Source organism: Mesorhizobium sp. XAP4 (assembly GCF_029269325.1).
GTDB lineage: Bacteria > Pseudomonadota > Alphaproteobacteria > Rhizobiales > Rhizobiaceae > Mesorhizobium > Mesorhizobium ciceri.
The window spans coordinates 214417-230157 of the sequence record NZ_JARIXW010000008.1 but is presented as its reverse complement, the minus strand read 5'-3'; the positions used below and the strand labels follow the sequence as shown (position 1 = coordinate 230157).

Genomic DNA, 15741 nt, shown 5'->3' with positions numbered 1-15741 from the left:
AGCTTGCGCGCACTGGTTGGGGCCAAATTCAACGCTGTGGGGAGGGGATATGTCGCGTATCTTCAATCTTGGTTTGCCGGTCCTGCTTGGCGCTGCAACGTTCACGCTCAATGTTGCTTCGGACCCGCTGCCGCCGGATCTGACGTATCGTCCATTGCCAAGCTTGCCTTTTTCTGCGGTCAAGGAAACTGACGAGGCGCAAAAGCCGGCTGTGACACAACGGCAACGCGGCCTGCTCGAGAGCCGTTACGATCTGGCCGACCGGCCGATGCCCGGCGTCATGATGTCGGGCGGGCGCAAGGCTGTACAAGAAGGCTCGCGAGTGAAACTGCCGGCAGGCGAAACCTGGAGCAGCCTGGCAGCGAAAACCCCTCAGGAAATTCGTGATCGTGGTCTGTTGCCGCAAGGCTTCCTACCGTTGCCGCACGTCAAGCAGGCCGCCGGAGGTCAGGTCTTTCCTGAAAGTGAGATTAGAGAGATCGGCGCTGATGAAGGACGCGATCTGCGCCGCTTCGACGTCGATTTCGATCTACCGGATCACCTTACCCCGGAGTTTCCACCTCCAATATTTCTGACCACGCACCCGGAGCTTGGAGATGTGTCGCGAGGGGATCTGCTGACGATACGCAACTTCTACGAATACATGAACGGCATCATCACGCCCGTGCAGATGGAAGGACTTCGTCTGCTGCTGACGCCATTTCCGCAGGAGGAATTCAACCAGACCGAGGACAGGAAGGTAGCGATGCAAAGCACGGGTGTCGCTTGCCTCGATTGCCATTCCAATTTCCACACCAACGGGGCGTTTCACCTCACCCCGGACGTGCGGCCGCAAGCCGAGCGCTTCCGGCTCGACACAACCAGCCTGCGCGGCTTGTTCAACCAGCAGATCCACGGATCCAAGCGCTCGCTGCGTTCCGTGGAAGACTTTACGGAGTTCGAACAGCGCACCGCCTATTTCAACGGCGATCACGTGAGCGCCACCCGCAAGGGCGTGAACCTGCCGGATCGGCCCAACCAGGTCGCGATGATGGCGCAGATGCAGAACATCATCGATTTTCCTCCGGCACCCAAGCTCGATCCATTTGGACGACTTGACCCGGCTACCGCCAGTGCGCTGGAGATCAAGGGCGAGCAGGTGTTCATGGGAAAGGGCCGCTGCGGCGAATGTCATGTTCCAGCCCAGTCCTTCATGGACAACAATATGCACGACCTGAAGCTCGAGCGATTCTACAAAGTTGGTCAGACGTTCAACGACCAGGTTGCCATTCCAGATGGACCCATCAAGACCTTCACGTTGCGCGGGATCAAGGATTCTCCGCCCTATCTTCATGACGGCCGTCTGATGACGCTGGGCGATACCGTTGAGTTCTTCAACCTGGTGCTCGGAACGAAGCTCGACCAATCGGAAAAGGAAGCATTGGTGGCCTATTTGCTCACGCTCTAGACATCATCCGGGAAAAACCGTGGCCGACAATTAACTAGGTATTGAATGGAGGACAGTTCATGCGTGCCGCCATAATGACAGTAGTCCTGGCAGTGTCGCCCTGCTGTGCGCTGGCGCAAATCGGCAATCCAGCCGGTCTTGCCCCCGATACCAGTATGGAGAAGCCTGGAGTTCCAGCACCGCACCAGACGAATTATCAGGATCGGCTTTTCGTACAGCTAATTACGGCAGGCGGCAGGGCCGAGATAGAGTTCGGGCGACTCGCGGCTGGAAAGACAAGCCACGAAGACCTCCGTGAATTTGCAAATCGGATGGTCGATGATCACAACAAGGCCAATGAGCAGCTGAAATCCGTGGCCGATAAAAGCAAGATTCCACTTCCCGAAGGGCTCGATCCAGATCACAAGAAAATCCGTTCCGATCTCGAAAAGCTCGACGGCGCCGCGTTTGAGCTGGCGTACCTGAGGGCGCAGATCGTCGATCACCAAAGGACGGCGCAGCTCCTGGCTTGGGAGATAGGCTCGGGCGAGGATGCAGCGCTTCAGCGCTTCGCCTCCGAAAAGCTGCCGACGGTGCTTGAACATCTTGACCTGGCCCGCACGTTGCACGCGAAGCTGGCAGGCCAAGCCCTGTTCGCGCCGGATACGCAAAAGGCCAAATGAAGCGGCGGTCATGTGGCACCTGAAAGTTCAGCTGCCTTCCGTGAATGTCAGCGCACGCGCTTCTGTTCGTCTGATTGAGAAAGTGACGCCATGGCGGAACTTCGGATCGCCGCCGCGCTTAATCCGGTGGAGGAGTTATCCGATGAACGCGACCAAAGAGTTTTTTGAAAGCTGGCTGCAGGAGAATGTCGGCACTCTTGCCGGCCAAGAGGAAGTGAGCTTCGCCGTGCTGGCTCAGCAATTCGAGCAGGATGCCGAAGCGGCCGGTTATGGTCGCGAGGTGCGTGAGGACGAGCTCGGAAACATTGAAGATGCGATCGAGCAAGCGCTCAAGAAAGCGCGAACTGGCGTGCATGGTGACGCCGCTGGCGAACCCAGCGATGTGGCAGCCCTCATGGATGCGCTGGAGGTCGAAGATGCCAAAAGCGGGCCGTAGGCCATACCAGATCAGCTCTTTTCGTTTGTCGAAGTTGCCGGGGTAGCCCCATGGAGCAGTTTCGCAAGGACATGGCCGCCTTGGCAGAGCCGGCTTTCTGGGTGACGATAGGTTTGCTTCTGGTCCCTTATGCGCTTGGAACGGTGCTGCTCGTTTGGACCTGCGGCTGCCTGTAAGGTGCTGCTGACACACCCCGGTGGTGGTTCAACGGCCCTAACGCCATACAATACCCAGCTAATGCGCTCGCGGGGGGATCCTGCGCCGCAGCAAAGTCCGAACGATCTCGTCGCCAGGAAGTTCATCGTCGACAGCAAGCTCCTTTGCTGCCGGTGATCGCACCGCCGCGGCTGACAGCTTTTGCGAGAGGGGAGAAGACCGCCGTTCATGTGCAGGCGCCGACGCTATCTGCGCTCTCAAAGTTCCAGCTACGGCCCCCTGTCACGGTTCCCCGATCACGCGCCTGAAGCGCGTTTCCTTGCATCGAAAATAGCCCAGCAGCTTGCGCGTTGCCTTGGAACACTTGTGTCATATCGAAGTTCGGCCCGCATAGGAGAACCGAGATGGCCATCCCACAAGCGGACAACGACAACCACCTGCGCAAGAAGCCGGCTCATCGAGGCAAAATCTCGCCCAAGGGGGCGATACACCAGGTTAGAGCACGACCCAGGTACAAAATGGCTCTGCGGGCGACAAGAATTAAGGCGAGGCGCTGAGATGCCGCGGACCAATAATGACGCTCGCAACGAGAAGACCACATCAGCTGCAGCAATCATTGTCGACAAGGAACGTGCTGAGCGCGCCGCCAAGACGGCGCGGTTGAAGGAAGCGCGCCTCGCACAGGCTATCACGCCGTCTCCCATAGAACGCAAGCAGCGTGTCACCAAAAAGGTTCGCAGGATTTTTGTTGCTGGCTAGGAGGTGTCCGTGACGCGCAATCATGACAAGGAAAGATACGACCGCGCCAAACGCATCAGCCAAGAGACGCTGGACGCTGAACGCGCACAACGCGCCGAGAAGACGGCGCGGCTGAGACAGGCAAGGCTTGCACAGCGTCCGGTGGAGTCGTCGCCGGCGCAGCCGCAAACTCGCCGCAAACCCATCCAGGCTCTCAAAAAGAGAAGCCGTAAGGTGATCGAAGTCTTTTAGGCTCTCCACATCCGTGCGGAACACTGGGAGAGTCCAGCGGCGAGCGCGGCTGGGAGGGCTTCCGCGACCTGATCCAGCAAGGCTGCGAATACCTGGCGAGCAATCGCGGGACTTTGGATCTCCGCCTCCTCGCCATTATCAGAGCTGGGAGCGAAACCTGCTCGCAAAGTAGTCGGTGACCTTTTCGCTTAGCGGACGCGCTTGCCATTCTTCCAGACTGACCTGCCTTGATCGCTTCAGGTCCTCGTTGAAAACGTCTATTTGCGTCCGCGCGAATTCCAAGCCGTAGACGTTCAGACTGGCCTCATCGTTGAGGCGCAAGGATCGCTCATCCAGATTAGCCGAGCCAAAGCTCACCCAGACATCGTCGACGATCAAAAGCTTGGGATGGTACATTGTGGGTTGAAACTCAAAGATGCGCACACCGGCCTTGAGCAATTCGCCCCAGAAAAAGCGCGAGCCCTTTCGCACCACAGGCACATCCGTGAGCCAATTGGGGACGATGACATCGACCGAGACGCCTCGCTTCCTTGCATCAAGAATCTGCTGCAGCGCGATGTCGTCCGGCACGAAGTAGGCCATGCCGATGCGCAGATGATCCTTGGCCGCGGCTATTGCCGCCAACATCATCAACTCCATGTTCTCCGAGCCGTTTGGCTGCGAAGAAAGTATCAACTGCGCATCGAGACCGCCAGCGGCCGCAACTGCAGGGTAGAACTTCCCGCCCTGCAATGTCTCGCCGGTCGTCTCAAGCCAGTTTTCGGCGAACGCCGCCTGGAATGCGGGCACGGCTGGTCCTTCGATCCGGTAATGGGTGTCGCGCCATTCATTTGAGTTGCGTGCGTTCCCGCGCCAATCATCGGCAATGCCGACCCCGCCAGTGAAAGCGATCCGGCCATCAACGATCAGCAGCTTGCGATGAGTTCGGTTGTTTACACGGTCCAACGTATACCAGCGTAGCGGCCGATAGCGCTCGAACCGCACACCTGCCGTCGTCATGATGCGGATCAGGTCCTCGTCGAAGGGAAGGCTGCCAACCCAGTCGACGTTCACGCGGACTTCCACGCCTTCGCGGGCCTTCGTCGCCAATGCGATCGCGAACTCGTAGCCGATGGCTCCTGACCAATAAATATACGTTTCCATGTTGACGCTGGATCGAGCCGCCCCGATTGCTTGCAGCATTGAGGGAAATATTTCGTCTCCGTTGACGAGAGTTTGGACCGCGTTGGAACCGAACATCTGCCCTTGCGAATAGCTGCTCATCGTCTTGGAAAATTGGGGATCCGCAGCGTCGAACCGGTGGGGGACGATAGATCGTAGAACGCGCGGCTGCGGAGTGAGGTTTATGATCAACACCGTGAGCAGGCTGCCGATGGCGGCAATGGCCAGATAGATGAGCACCTTTCGCCAAGGCGCAATGCGGGAGGTCTTCTTGCGGGCGCCTGACGCAACGGAACCGAAAGGCTGCACGTCAATCGCCCTGTTGCTGGCGATGGCGATGTTTTTCGATCTCCTCGGGCTCTTCATCGTCGATCCGGGTGATGTTTGAAGCCGCGTGATCTGACCGCAGGATCTCGTCCAGCTTGGCGTGGATCGCTTGAGTGTCGCGGTGCTCCGCGCGCTGGATGAACAGCGTCATCGCCCACGTGAACAATGTTGCGGCTCCATGCCAATCCAAGCTCTGTCGCTCGAAAATCATCCAAAGAATTGCGTAGGCCAACAGGACCAGGAACGCAGCGGGACGGGAAGTCAGTGTGCCGATTGTGGTAAGGGCGCTGGTGATCGGATGATTTGCCATTCCAGAGAACTCGCGGCAGTCCCCCCTGGTTCCGGCGAGACATCATACCGCCCCGCAGTGCCTGCAGTGGATTTGGGTCGGCCGCTTGAGTACATCGCCTCTGGCCGATCGTTACTTTCGATCGAGCACCTTTCGGACCTTCTCGGCCAGCTCGTCGATCGTGTAGGGTTTGGTCAAAAGCTCCGTTCCAAAATCGAGCGTGCCATTGTGAACAATCGCGTTTCGCGTGTAGCCGGTGGTGTAGAGCACCTTTAGTGACGGGTGCGATGTCCTGACCTTTTCCACCAGTTCGCGGCCTGACATTTCCGGCATGACCACATCGGTGAACAGAAGCGAAGGCACATGCCCGCTCTCCACGGCGGCAAGTGCGTCTCGTGGCCCCGACATTTCCAGGACGGAATAGCCCAGTTCTCGCAGCGCTTCTGCGGCCATCAGGCGTACACGATCTTCATCCTCGACGATCATGATGACCTCGTCTGAACGTCCCGGATGCTCGCCCGCCAAGGCGGCGGCCGGGCTGTCGGGAATGCCGCCATGCGACCGCGGTAGATAGATCTTCAAGGTGGTTCCGACACCGAGTTCGGAATAGATCTTGACGCTGCCGCCGGACTGACGAACAAACCCATACACTTGGCTAAGTCCCAATCCGGTACCCTTGCCGACTCCCTTTGTGGTGAAGAACGGATCGAAGGCTCTTGCCAGCACGTCCGCAGTCATGCCCGTTCCGGAATCGGTGACCGCTATCATCACATACTGGCCCGAGGAGATCGCGTTTTCTCTCGCATACCGATCGTCAATATGGGCGTTAGACGTTTCAATCGTGAGCTTTCCGCCGCCGGGCATGGCATCGCGTGCGTTGACGCAAAGGTTGAGCAATGCGCTTTCCAATTGCCCCGCATCGGCCTCCACATGCCACAGCCCAGCGGCGAGCACCGTCTCGATTGCTATGGTCTCTCCAAGCGTCCGGCTCAGCAGTTCGCTCATGCCGGAGACGAGTCGATTAGGGTTCAGGCGCGTCGGTGCCAAGGGCTGCTGGCGGGAGAAGGCAAGCAGCCGCCTGGTAAGTTCCGCAGCGCGTTGTGCCCCATCGATTGCACCGGTGACGAAGTGGTTCACGTTCGTGTCGCCGTTTCGGAGCTTGCGCTGCACGAGATTCAAACCGCCAATGATGACAGCCAGCATATTGTTGAAGTCGTGGGCGATGCCACCGGTAAGCTGTCCCACGGCCTCCATCTTCTGCGCCTGGCGCAGGTGCTCTTCTGCTCGGACGCGTTCGGCAACTTCCTCAGCCACACGCTGCTCAAGAGTGGCGTTGAGCGTCTGCAGCGCTTTGAACAGTCGGGAGTTGTCGATTGCCGTGGCGGCATGACCGGCCAGCCCCAGCAAGGCTGTCTCATGCTCTGCGGCAAAGACACCGCAACCGGAATGTCCGAAGAACAGGCCACCCAGCACTTCGCCCGATCGCGAAATGACCGGCACGGCAAGATAGGATCGCACGGGAAGATGGCCTTCCGGCATTCCCTTCCTCGGCGGATTTTTTCCATAGCGCCCATCCATGAGGATATCATCGGAACGCACCACGCCCGTCCCGCGAAAAGTAGGCTCGAAGACGGCCGTGTTGCGTGGCATGGGGAAATTTTCGAAAGCGGAGCGTGGCGCTCCCGACAGGGCGTAGAGCACATAGCTGTCCCCCTTGTCATCGAGGACATTGTAGAAAAAAGCTCCGAATTGCGCGCCTGACAGCGCGACGCCAGCGTCGGTGACAATCTGGACAATGCGCTCCACGTCCAGCTCGGCTGCCACGGCGGCGGCAGTCGCATTCATCATCTGAAGCTGGCTCTCCACCCGCTTTCGCGCGGTAATATCCATGACGGTGCCGATGAAACGCACCGCGCGTCCGGACCGGAAAAGAGATTCGCCCGTTGCAGCTATCCAACGCTCCTTTCCGTCGCGCAGCCCGATCGTCCGATATTCGATGTCGTAGCGGGAAGACTCGCCCGGCGCGAGCGCCCGGCGTACGGCCTCATCCGCCCTTTTGCGGTCTTCTGGATGGAGACCGGCCAGGAACGCGCTCTCATATGTCACCTCCGCCTCAGGTGGCAGACCGAAGAGAGCTTTGCATCGGTCGTCCCAACGCAGCACCCTTGTGATGGGATCATAGTCCCACGTTCCGATAGCGGCTGCATCGGTCGCTAGCCTTAGCCGCTCCTCGCTCGCTCGGGCAGCCTGTTCCGAGCGGACGCGCTCGATGTGAGCCCATGACCGCTCTGTCACCTCCGCCAGCAAGGACAGTTCGCGCTGCGACCAGACGCGGCGCTGCGTGTCGTGAACGGCCATTAGCGCAGCCAGCCGGCCTTGCTTGACCAAGGGCATGCAGATCGTTGCCGTTATGCCGATATCCTGAAAGGTCTTTGCTTCCTCTGGTGCAATTTCCTCGAGATTGTTGTTGATGACGAGCGGCCGATTGGCGGTCAGATTGCCAACAGCGAGGCGACCGAAATCGGCAAGACTGTAGTATCCCCTGATGCTAGGCGAGCCAGGAGCGCTCCAGTCGCCGCGAATGGTGAAGTGGTCCTGGTCCGGCTCCATGTCAGCGTAGGCGCAAATCGAAACGCCTAGATGTTCGCCAAGTAGACGGGTGGTGACCTCCATGACAGCGTCGGCATCTGTCGCCGGGGATATCTCTCTGCCGAGGCGATCCAGAAAGGCCAGGCGCTCGGCATTTTCACGCAGGGCCTTCTCCGCACGAAGCCGTTCAATTGCGGTGCGCGTCCGGTCAGCCACTTCCGAAACCAGAGCAACCTCGGCCGGCGTCCAGTGTCTTGGCTCGGAGTGATTGAGGTACAATAACGCAACCAACCCGCCGCGCTCCGTGACCGGCATGTTGATGACGGATTGGGCGCTGATTGCTTTGAGAGCCTCGGCATGGTCGTGGGTTCGCGGGTCTGTCTCGGCATTCTCGAAGACGACCGTCTCACCTCGTTTCAAATCATCGACATAGGAGCCGTAGTCCCTGAAGTTCAGAGTTCCGGCCAGACTTCGGATTCCCGGCGCGTTCCAGTCTCTGTCGATGGCTATCGTTTCTTTCTCGAGATCGATCGTGCCATATCCGGCTCGACTGATGCCAAAATGCTTCCCAAGCAATTCCGCTGCCGCAAATGCCAGTTCGGCAGGATCATCGATCTCCCGAATCCTGTCACCCAACCCCGCCAGAAGCTGGAAGCGCTGCACTTCAGACGAACTTTCGCGTGACGTGACTCCCATTTCGCCCCCGGTTGGTCGGACTAGATAATGCCGTCAGTCGCGAAGAGTTCCAGGCGCCGGACAACAGGTCGGGGCTAGGCCGCCGACGCATTGCGAAGAAACTTGCGTCACGACAGCGAAGGACAACTCCGTATGCGCCCTCAACGGGCGAACGACGCGCCGTGCATCATAGTTTAATGACACCTGCTGGGCTGTGCCGCATAAAGCCATTGTCAGCGGCTGTGTAACGGGCGCCGCTGCTTGGGAGCAATCCCACTGTAGCCGAATAGGAGCGCCTGATGCTTAGCCGACCAACCCGCACGAATACGGAAGCTCTCTACCCCAGTGACCTGAACATCCTTCGCGACGCGTTCGACGCGCTGTGCCAGGAATTTGCTATCTTGCCCGACACGGCGGCGGCCAACGCCGTAGCGAGAGAGCTGATCAGGTTGTTTGAAACAGGAATGACGGAAGCGGCCACACTGATGATCGCCGTGCGCGCACGTTGGCAAGGCGACTGGGAGATGGGAGGCAGCAATGCTGCCTGAGGTTTGATGATCACGCGCAATCAACCCGCTGCATCCTTTTCGACACCGCCGCGTTGAGCGTCAAACCTGCCAGAAATGTCCGATGCGCTGGCACAATGACTGGAGCGACCGATGCCGAAATTTCGCTTCGAGTTTATCGAAGGCATGGCCCAGCCTGCAATCTTTGCCGATATGGCTGATCGAGATGAGGCTGTCAGAGAGGCGAAGCGTGCAGCCAAGGAGGCCATGCTCGACGGAATTGTCGATGGCGTGGACCCGACCAGTTGGGTGACGAAGGTTTACGACGAAGCAGGCTATCTCGTCGCCACTATCGGATTCCAGGATCTGGTCGCCGCGCCCAGGGATACGGAAGAGTTCAAGGAAACAGAGGAGCCAGGCGTCTTGCGATCGGGTTGAAGCCGGTTTCTCCGCTGTCGCCATCGAGCCAGATGTTGCGGCCGCCGGGCAGATCACGCCGTGAACCCGAAAAAGACCGTTTCTGGCTGGTGCAGACAGCCTTTTTGTTTAATCTCCGAAAGACGCGCAGAGGCTGCAACACGGCTTCAGCCCGCCTCGACGCTCTCGAGACGGGCGCGCGGGAGTTGAGATGCGATGCATAGAGACGCCTTCACCCCATCAGAACTTGCCCTGCTCAGTCGCGTCTTCGCACGCAGCAAAATCAAAAACGAAACCGCAACCGAGAAGGAGCGGCGCGCATCACGTATTCTGGCTTACTACCAGGCTGGGGTCACGGATGAGGATGAGCTAGAACTGCTTTCTCGCCAACCGCTCGGAAGGTGACGATTAGTCTTCCTTCTTCAGAGCTTCCGCCTCGTCTTTGAGCTTCGGCCAATCGGCGCCATGCCTGCGAAGCAGCGTTCGTGCCTGCTTGGGGTCAATTTCCGTGAGCTCGACCAGATGTTCGACCTCAAGGTCCTGGCCTTTCGCAACCCGGCTTGCCTCGTTCGCTTTTCGTTGCATCTCGACGACCCTCTGCTGAGACAACATGAACGAGCGCTGAGAGTGCGCGTTCCAGAACTTCATACAAAAATCGGGACATCGATTAAATCAGTCGGATTGCGCCACTGAGGCGGGCATGCCCTTCTGCTGCGGCTTTCCGATTTCTCCAATGTGGAGAACCCGAGCTGGTCGCAAATGGCGGCGGCATCTTCGTGCGACAGTCCGGCCACGCGGCATTCGGCTTCGTCGCCGCTCCGTTTGGTGTGCCGGCGTTCGGCAGCGTTCTGTCGAAGCAAGTCCTATCGCACGTTATCTCATCAGCTTGATCTGAAGCGAGATGCTCAGCCTCAGAATCCTGTCGCCGTTTTCGTTCCGCACTTCAACAAATACTTGCTGCCCGTCCACCTCGGTCAGTGCATCTTTCGTAAGGTCGATAAGGCCTTCGAAGCCCACGCGGCGCACCTCCTCCAGACCGGCACATTCGATGCCGATTTCGTCCTGGATGACCACATCGTGATCGCCACTATCAAAGAAAAATCGTGCCATCCGAAAGCTTCCGTCACCACTAAGCTGCGGGGTTCCTTTGGTGCAGGTAGGTCGTTTCGAAATCACCTGCACGAGTGAGGCCGGGCCAATCAAGAGCCTGCACCCTTGGGCCTGTGGTGGCGATGAGGCCTCTACGTCGAAGTTCCTGAAGCATTCGGTTGACGTGGACTGTAGACAAGCCCAATGCATCGCCAAGTGCTGCCTGGGTAATGGGAAGATCCGCGACGTGATCCTGGATGCGTCCAACCGAGCGCAAGCGAAAGATCAGTTCGCACAAGATGTGAGCCATGCGCGTATAGGCCTCTCGTCGTCCCACATTCGTTACCCATTCCCTGTAAATCGCTGCATCGATCAGCGTCGAGCGCCAAAAAGCCGTCGCGATTCGGGGATGCTGTTCGCAAATGGCTCGAAGAGCGTCATGTCGCATGAAGCCCAGTCTGGCTGCTGTCAGGGTCGTGAAATTGCAATCCATGACCGACAGATGCAGTCCATGCAGATCGGGAATGTCCCCAGCCACAAAGAAGGATGTAATCTGCCGTTTGCCATCGCCGGTAAGTTTGGTGGAACCGAGCAGGCCATCCAAAACCACGAACGAATTGACAGGGCGGTCACCCTCACGCACCAGGTCGTAATTGGCAAGAAAATCCTTCTCCTGAATTTGGATGTCTTTCAAAACATCAATATCGCCCTCTCGGAGATCCGAGATGCTCTGGAGCTTGCGGATAAGTACATCCGAGGATGAAGTGGGTGACAAAGTGGCTACCTAGCTGATGTTGGTTATCGAACTTGCATCCGCGTCAAAAGTTCCGGATAGCCGTAACGAGGCGCCGGACTGCTGGTCGGGAACTGGGAATTCAGGATGCCGAGGCAGGTCCTTGGCCGGGACTTCATTGCACGGGGCACAGGAGTGCTGCACACCCATAATCGAGCCCCTCGAGCAGCGCATTAACCTATGACATAGGCTGCGCTCGCAATGGTCGCTGCGACATCACATGAGGTGGTTGATCCGCCAAGGCCTGACGCTGCAACCTCACCTATGAGGGCCAGATGGCTCCGGCCAGGCATCAGGCAAAAGGCGTCTCACCTGAAGCGAGAAATCCGGCCTTGCAAATGGGCATCTCAACGAGCCCGCTTGAGGTGCGGCCGCGCAATGTCGCTACATGGTTGACGAGCGGCTATCTATTGGGGTCACTCTTGGGTCCATCAGGCGTCTCCAAAGATCCGGCCTGGTGGGGAATGGAACTTTCTGCCGATCAGTGGGCTTTCGGTTTTGTCCGTCGGAAAACGATGTGGAGAAATTGATGCGGAACCTTATACTGGCCTTCGCAGCACTTGCCCTAGCCGCGTGCCAATCGGCTCCTGAACCGCTGCAATCCGCCGCTATCGAACCTGCTGCCATTCCCTCCCAATCCGCCTTGGATCCTGCCGTTGTTCCCCCTGGCCCGGCAATAATGGACCAATCCGTGGCAATCACTCCTCCTTCAAAGGACGTTCCAACAAAGTACGCTGCTTTTTCGGGCAATTGGGTCGGGCGATTGGAAGGCACATATGAAGGTAAACTGTCTGTTCAATCTGTTTCTTCAAACGGGAAGGTGACCGTAACCTACGCATGGGGAATTCTGAGCGATGACAATCCGGGTGAGGCCGCGGGCGAAGGAAAAATTGTAGGGAATACGTTGAAGCTGGGGCGCCTCCCGAATGGCGCGGACGTCAGTTTTAGGATGATGCCCGACGGCACGCTGACCGCAACCCATACGCTCGCCGGCCAGACCTATACGGGCATGTTCATCAGGCAGTGATCAAAGAAGATACGGCCGCGTTCCCGCGGTTTTTGATCCGAGCGATCCCGCGCCCTTGGACCATCTCCCATAGCGGCCCTTGAAATACCAGTCCCTGGCGTCATAGCCGCTACGTTCGAGGACCGTGGCGGCCCCGGACCGAAGCATTTCCTCAACATGGGGGTCAGGAGACCCGCCTGACCGCCCACGTCCCAAAACACACCACCGACGCCAATCCCCATTAATTCTGAGGGGCTGCGGGGCGTTTCGGCGCGGCTTGCACGGGTTTCGCGCAGGTTCTGTTGGGACCGGTTTGCGTACGTTATCGAAGGTGTGTGGTGTTGGATCGCCCCAGGTGGGCCTGCTTTGCACCGCCTGCGACAGTCCCTAGCGAATGGCGCTATCCTCGCTGCCGCGAATCGGACGCGGGCTTTTTTCTTGTTTCGTGAAACGAAAGGTCATTCCGCAAGTTGGCTTCCCAAAGGAGGAACCCAATGAAAGGATGGCGATGGCCGAGTCGAAAAGGGCAATCAGCAATTGCTTGCCCGCCGTCTGTCTGAAGAAGTCGGTATTTCAGAGCCGGATGCGCGCGGTCTGATCAAGCTTATCGGCACGGATTGGAATTCGCTGCTTCGTGAAGCCCGATTTCTGAAAGAGAGGCACTAGAACGCTTCTGCCGGTCACATGATCTCGACTGAAAATATTATTGCTCTCGCGGCGGTAGTTTCTGGGCTCCGCCGGCTGTGAGCGAAGAACATGCTTCCGCCCCATCGGAGGGTGTCATGACTGCTCCCGCTACCACGCGCCTTTAGAAGGCAGCGTCGACGACAAAACCCGTGTGATGTGGCTGCTGCACACTCCGGAGCGCACTTCGAAGAAGCCACTTTAAAGACATGCTACGGGGTGGAGGCTGTTGAGCCGCGCACCTTATGGCTGGATCATCTCATTGCCAGAACAGGACCGTCCAAGGGAACTGCTGCAGGTGGCGCCTGGTGGGATATTGTCACTGGCATCCGACGAAGGCTAGTGGGTCATACCTCGGCCGGGCCGCGCTATTGGTCCCTCCATGGCGCGGCCTTCTTGGGAGAAGAGATTGACCCGTGGGTACGGTTTGGCTCACGCGCGACTGTGCCGCGTAGCGCAGGCGGACCGAAGCGATGGCGCGATGAAGAGGCGCAGGCCAACCGCCGTTGATCTTCAGGCCGTAAGCCCGGCCCCACACCTCAAACGTTGAAGCCGTTCGCTCGGCACTCGACGCCGTGCCCGTCAGAGGCGTGAGCCTTGACCGTGGGTTCATCTGCAGTGACTGGCAAAGGTAAGATCATCCGAGCCGGCGCCGCATCCCTCCATACAGCTTGCGGCTTGCTCAACTGCGACTGATTTATGCCGATCGTCGGCGCGTTGCGATGGCACCTCGTAGGAAGGGTCTGCCCGGATAACCGGCTCCAGATCGTGGGGGAAGTTCGGCGCATGGACGGGCAGTGCTTCGGCCGAATTGTCGCGCTTTTGAGCCATCGCTGGAAGGATTTCAGCGATCTCGACCAGGATTTCTTTGAGCAGATGTCTCATCTGCGCGCCCGCCCTGCGGCCCCTTGCTATGGCGATCAAACTTGCTGCCGTAGCCAATGTTCCCGCTTGAGCTGAATGGCGCGCGCTCTGCCGGCAAAGATCGACGGAGCGGCTTGACGCGACGGGCCGCGTCCCTCTCGCCAGCATGATCGATATTGGAAAGTCGAAATTTGAACGGACTGTTGCCTGCCTTCGTCGGAGCGTTGGATGATCCGATCACGGCATGTGCCTGACCCCCGACTTGCCTCGCGCAGCTTCTTCCCTGGCTGCTGTCTGCCTCTGACGGGGTCGACGGGAACAAAGGCTCGATCATCCGGTTTGGAACCATCCCGTTAAGCACAGGACGAAAGTGCAGCCTGGCGGATGAGATACGGCAGCCGGATTGCTCATGGTTGCTTCGATCTGCATTCGGCAGCCGAGACTGAGCCCAAATGCCTGCAGGAGACTTCGTATGAGCGAAGCACGACACAGCGAAGGCAATGAGGTGACTTCGATTGCGGGCACGTCGCCCTTCGCCAGTTTTTTCATGGCTGGCTTTGAGTGCTCGTCGCACCGGCGCAAGGACGGCGTCCGCCTCGATCTTATCCGTGCGACCTCGCACTATTTGCACGCCCTGGGCGACTACCGCGGTTGCGCCGAACTCGGTCTTCGTACCGTCCGCGACGGATTGCGCTGGCACCTCATCGAAACCGCTCCTGGAAACTATGACTGGTCAAGCTGGACGCCGATGGTCGAAGCAGCGCAATCGGCAGGTGTCCAGGTCATCTGGGACATCTTCCACTACGGATGTCCAGACCACGTTGATCAAGGGTCGATGCATTTCATCGATGCCTATGCCTCGTTCGCTGCAGAAGCTGTGAGGGTTCATCGTTCAATCGCCGGTACAGCGCCTTTGTTGTGCCCGATCAACGAAATCTCGTTTTTCGCCTGGGCTGTTGAGGTTGGCTATTTCCCGCGCGTTGGCCCGAAGAAGCGGGGATGGTTCAAGAGGCACCTCGTGAGAGCTGCAATAGCTGGCGTTCGCGCGATGCGCGAGGTCGATCCCGCTTGCAGATTTGTCTGGGCCGAGCCGCTTATCCACATTGCCCCTCGCGACCGAACGCGGACCGAACGGCGTCGGGCCGAAAATGCCCGTCTCGGACAGTTCGAAGCTTACGACATGCTGCTGGGCCGGGCAGAGCCTGAGTTGGGGGGCAGCGACGATGTTGTCGATGTCGTTGGCCTGAATTTCTACCCGCACAATCAGTGGTACCTCAACGGGCCGACGATTCCCATGGGGCACCACGAGTACCGTGCCCTATCCGAGATGCTGATCGAGGTCGCGCATCGATATGGCAAGTCGATGTTCATCGCCGAGACCGGCTCCGAGGGATCAGGCGGGGCGGCGTGGCTCCATTATGTCTGCGACGAGGTGCGTGCCGCAATTGACCTCGAAGCGCCGATCGAAGGTATTTGCCTATACCCGATAACCGCCTATCCGGGCTGGGACAATTCGCGGCATGCGGAGGTGGGATTGTTTTCGGTCGTCCAGGCGGACGGCAGTCGGCACGTCCGCAAGCCCATCGCGGAGGAATTGGCCCGCCAGCGAGCTTTGTTCGCGGCGAACCTGACGCGTTAATACATGAGCGG

At 58.7% G+C, this 15741-nt stretch carries 16 protein-coding genes; 9 read left to right on the top strand and 7 right to left on the bottom strand.

Annotation, left to right across the window (positions count from 1 at the left end):
- Positions 1-49 precede the first annotated feature (49 nt).
- The 5 genes from P3C39_RS29620 (at position 50) to P3C39_RS29600 (ending at position 3691) form a co-directional block, all read left to right on the top strand.
- The gene (locus tag P3C39_RS29620; RefSeq protein WP_013525109.1) at positions 50-1447 is read left to right on the top strand and encodes a cytochrome b6; all 1398 of its coding nucleotides are present in this window, start codon (positions 50-52) and stop codon (positions 1445-1447) included.
- A 59-nt stretch (positions 1448-1506) separates the two neighbouring features.
- On the top strand, positions 1507-2109 hold the full coding sequence (locus P3C39_RS29615; RefSeq protein WP_082826787.1) for a DUF4142 domain-containing protein: 603 nt from the start codon (positions 1507-1509) through the stop codon (positions 2107-2109).
- A 142-nt stretch (positions 2110-2251) separates the two neighbouring features.
- Positions 2252-2545 (top strand): DUF768 domain-containing protein, encoded by a 294-nt coding sequence (locus tag P3C39_RS29610; RefSeq protein WP_013525111.1) that lies wholly within the window; start codon positions 2252-2254, stop codon positions 2543-2545.
- A 714-nt stretch (positions 2546-3259) separates the two neighbouring features.
- Entirely contained in the window at positions 3260-3460 is a 201-nt protein-coding gene (locus tag P3C39_RS29605; RefSeq protein WP_013525113.1) for a hypothetical protein, read from the top strand.
- A 9-nt stretch (positions 3461-3469) separates the two neighbouring features.
- On the top strand, positions 3470-3691 hold the full coding sequence (locus P3C39_RS29600; protein WP_013525114.1) for a hypothetical protein: 222 nt from the start codon (positions 3470-3472) through the stop codon (positions 3689-3691).
- A gap of 138 nt (positions 3692-3829) precedes the next feature.
- On the opposite strand, the gene P3C39_RS29595 is transcribed toward P3C39_RS29600, so the two are convergent.
- From P3C39_RS29595 to P3C39_RS29585, 3 genes are all read right to left on the bottom strand, one after another.
- A complete protein-coding gene (locus P3C39_RS29595) occupies positions 3830-5218 on the bottom strand; it encodes a phospholipase D-like domain-containing protein (protein WP_275954770.1) in 1389 nt (462 codons plus the stop codon).
- The gene (locus tag P3C39_RS29590) at positions 5163-5489 is read right to left on the bottom strand and encodes a low affinity iron permease family protein (protein WP_027161870.1); all 327 of its coding nucleotides are present in this window, start codon (positions 5487-5489) and stop codon (positions 5163-5165) included. The genes P3C39_RS29595 and P3C39_RS29590 overlap by 56 nt, the downstream gene beginning before the upstream one ends.
- 111 nt (positions 5490-5600) lie before the next feature.
- Complete coding sequence (locus P3C39_RS29585) at positions 5601-8753, bottom strand: GAF domain-containing protein (RefSeq protein ID WP_275954771.1); 3153 nt, start codon at positions 8751-8753, stop codon at positions 5601-5603.
- Positions 8754-9031: 278 nt separating this feature from the next.
- On the opposite strand from P3C39_RS29585, the gene P3C39_RS29580 reads away from it, so the two are divergent.
- Positions 9032-9280, top strand: coding sequence for a hypothetical protein (locus P3C39_RS29580; RefSeq protein ID WP_013525118.1), 249 nt, complete (start codon positions 9032-9034; stop codon positions 9278-9280).
- Between the two features lie 111 nt (positions 9281-9391).
- Complete coding sequence (locus P3C39_RS29575; protein ID WP_013525119.1) at positions 9392-9676, top strand: hypothetical protein; 285 nt, start codon at positions 9392-9394, stop codon at positions 9674-9676.
- Positions 9677-10063: 387 nt separating this feature from the next.
- Here P3C39_RS29575 and P3C39_RS29565 read toward each other — a convergent pair whose 3' ends face one another.
- The 3 genes from P3C39_RS29565 to P3C39_RS29555 all read right to left on the bottom strand — a co-directional run bounded on the left by P3C39_RS29565 (position 10064) and on the right by P3C39_RS29555 (position 11519).
- Positions 10064-10303 (bottom strand): hypothetical protein, encoded by a 240-nt coding sequence (locus P3C39_RS29565; RefSeq protein ID WP_032899472.1) that lies wholly within the window; start codon positions 10301-10303, stop codon positions 10064-10066.
- 225 nt (positions 10304-10528) lie between these two features.
- Positions 10529-10765, bottom strand: coding sequence for a hypothetical protein (locus tag P3C39_RS29560; RefSeq protein ID WP_024504626.1), 237 nt, complete (start codon positions 10763-10765; stop codon positions 10529-10531).
- A gap of 19 nt (positions 10766-10784) precedes the next feature.
- Entirely contained in the window at positions 10785-11519 is a 735-nt protein-coding gene (locus P3C39_RS29555; RefSeq protein ID WP_013525123.1) for a Crp/Fnr family transcriptional regulator, read from the bottom strand.
- Between the two features lie 535 nt (positions 11520-12054).
- Between P3C39_RS29555 and P3C39_RS29550 the strand changes: the two genes are divergently transcribed.
- Complete coding sequence (locus P3C39_RS29550; protein WP_275954772.1) at positions 12055-12564, top strand: hypothetical protein; 510 nt, start codon at positions 12055-12057, stop codon at positions 12562-12564.
- 1272 nt (positions 12565-13836) lie between these two features.
- Here the strand turns inward: P3C39_RS29550 and P3C39_RS29545 are convergent.
- Positions 13837-14112, bottom strand: a complete 276-nt coding sequence (locus tag P3C39_RS29545; RefSeq protein WP_275954773.1) for a hypothetical protein — start codon at positions 14110-14112, stop codon at positions 13837-13839.
- A gap of 451 nt (positions 14113-14563) precedes the next feature.
- Between P3C39_RS29545 and P3C39_RS29540 the strand changes: the two genes are divergently transcribed.
- Entirely contained in the window at positions 14564-15730 is a 1167-nt protein-coding gene (locus P3C39_RS29540) for a beta-glucosidase (protein WP_013525128.1), read from the top strand.
- The last annotated feature ends 11 nt before the right edge of the window (positions 15731-15741 follow it).

Coding starts and splice junctions, on each gene's coding strand:
- P3C39_RS29585 (WP_275954771.1), bottom strand. CDS start 8,753: ATGGGAGTCACGTCACGCGAAAGTTCGTCTGAAGTGCAGCGCTTCCAG.
- P3C39_RS29615 (WP_082826787.1), top strand. CDS start 1,507: ATGCGTGCCGCCATAATGACAGTAGTCCTGGCAGTGTCGCCCTGCTGT.
- P3C39_RS29580 (WP_013525118.1), top strand. CDS start 9,032: ATGCTTAGCCGACCAACCCGCACGAATACGGAAGCTCTCTACCCCAGT.
- P3C39_RS29565 (WP_032899472.1), bottom strand. CDS start 10,303: ATGAAGTTCTGGAACGCGCACTCTCAGCGCTCGTTCATGTTGTCTCAG.
- P3C39_RS29575 (WP_013525119.1), top strand. CDS start 9,392: ATGCCGAAATTTCGCTTCGAGTTTATCGAAGGCATGGCCCAGCCTGCA.
- P3C39_RS29620 (WP_013525109.1), top strand. CDS start 50: ATGTCGCGTATCTTCAATCTTGGTTTGCCGGTCCTGCTTGGCGCTGCA.
- P3C39_RS29590 (WP_027161870.1), bottom strand. CDS start 5,489: ATGGCAAATCATCCGATCACCAGCGCCCTTACCACAATCGGCACACTG.
- P3C39_RS29595 (WP_275954770.1), bottom strand. CDS start 5,218: ATGAAGAGCCCGAGGAGATCGAAAAACATCGCCATCGCCAGCAACAGG.
- P3C39_RS29605 (WP_013525113.1), top strand. CDS start 3,260: ATGCCGCGGACCAATAATGACGCTCGCAACGAGAAGACCACATCAGCT.
- P3C39_RS29560 (WP_024504626.1), bottom strand. CDS start 10,765: ATGGCACGATTTTTCTTTGATAGTGGCGATCACGATGTGGTCATCCAG.
- P3C39_RS29610 (WP_013525111.1), top strand. CDS start 2,252: ATGAACGCGACCAAAGAGTTTTTTGAAAGCTGGCTGCAGGAGAATGTC.
- P3C39_RS29545 (WP_275954773.1), bottom strand. CDS start 14,112: ATGAGACATCTGCTCAAAGAAATCCTGGTCGAGATCGCTGAAATCCTT.
- P3C39_RS29540 (WP_013525128.1), top strand. CDS start 14,564: ATGAGCGAAGCACGACACAGCGAAGGCAATGAGGTGACTTCGATTGCG.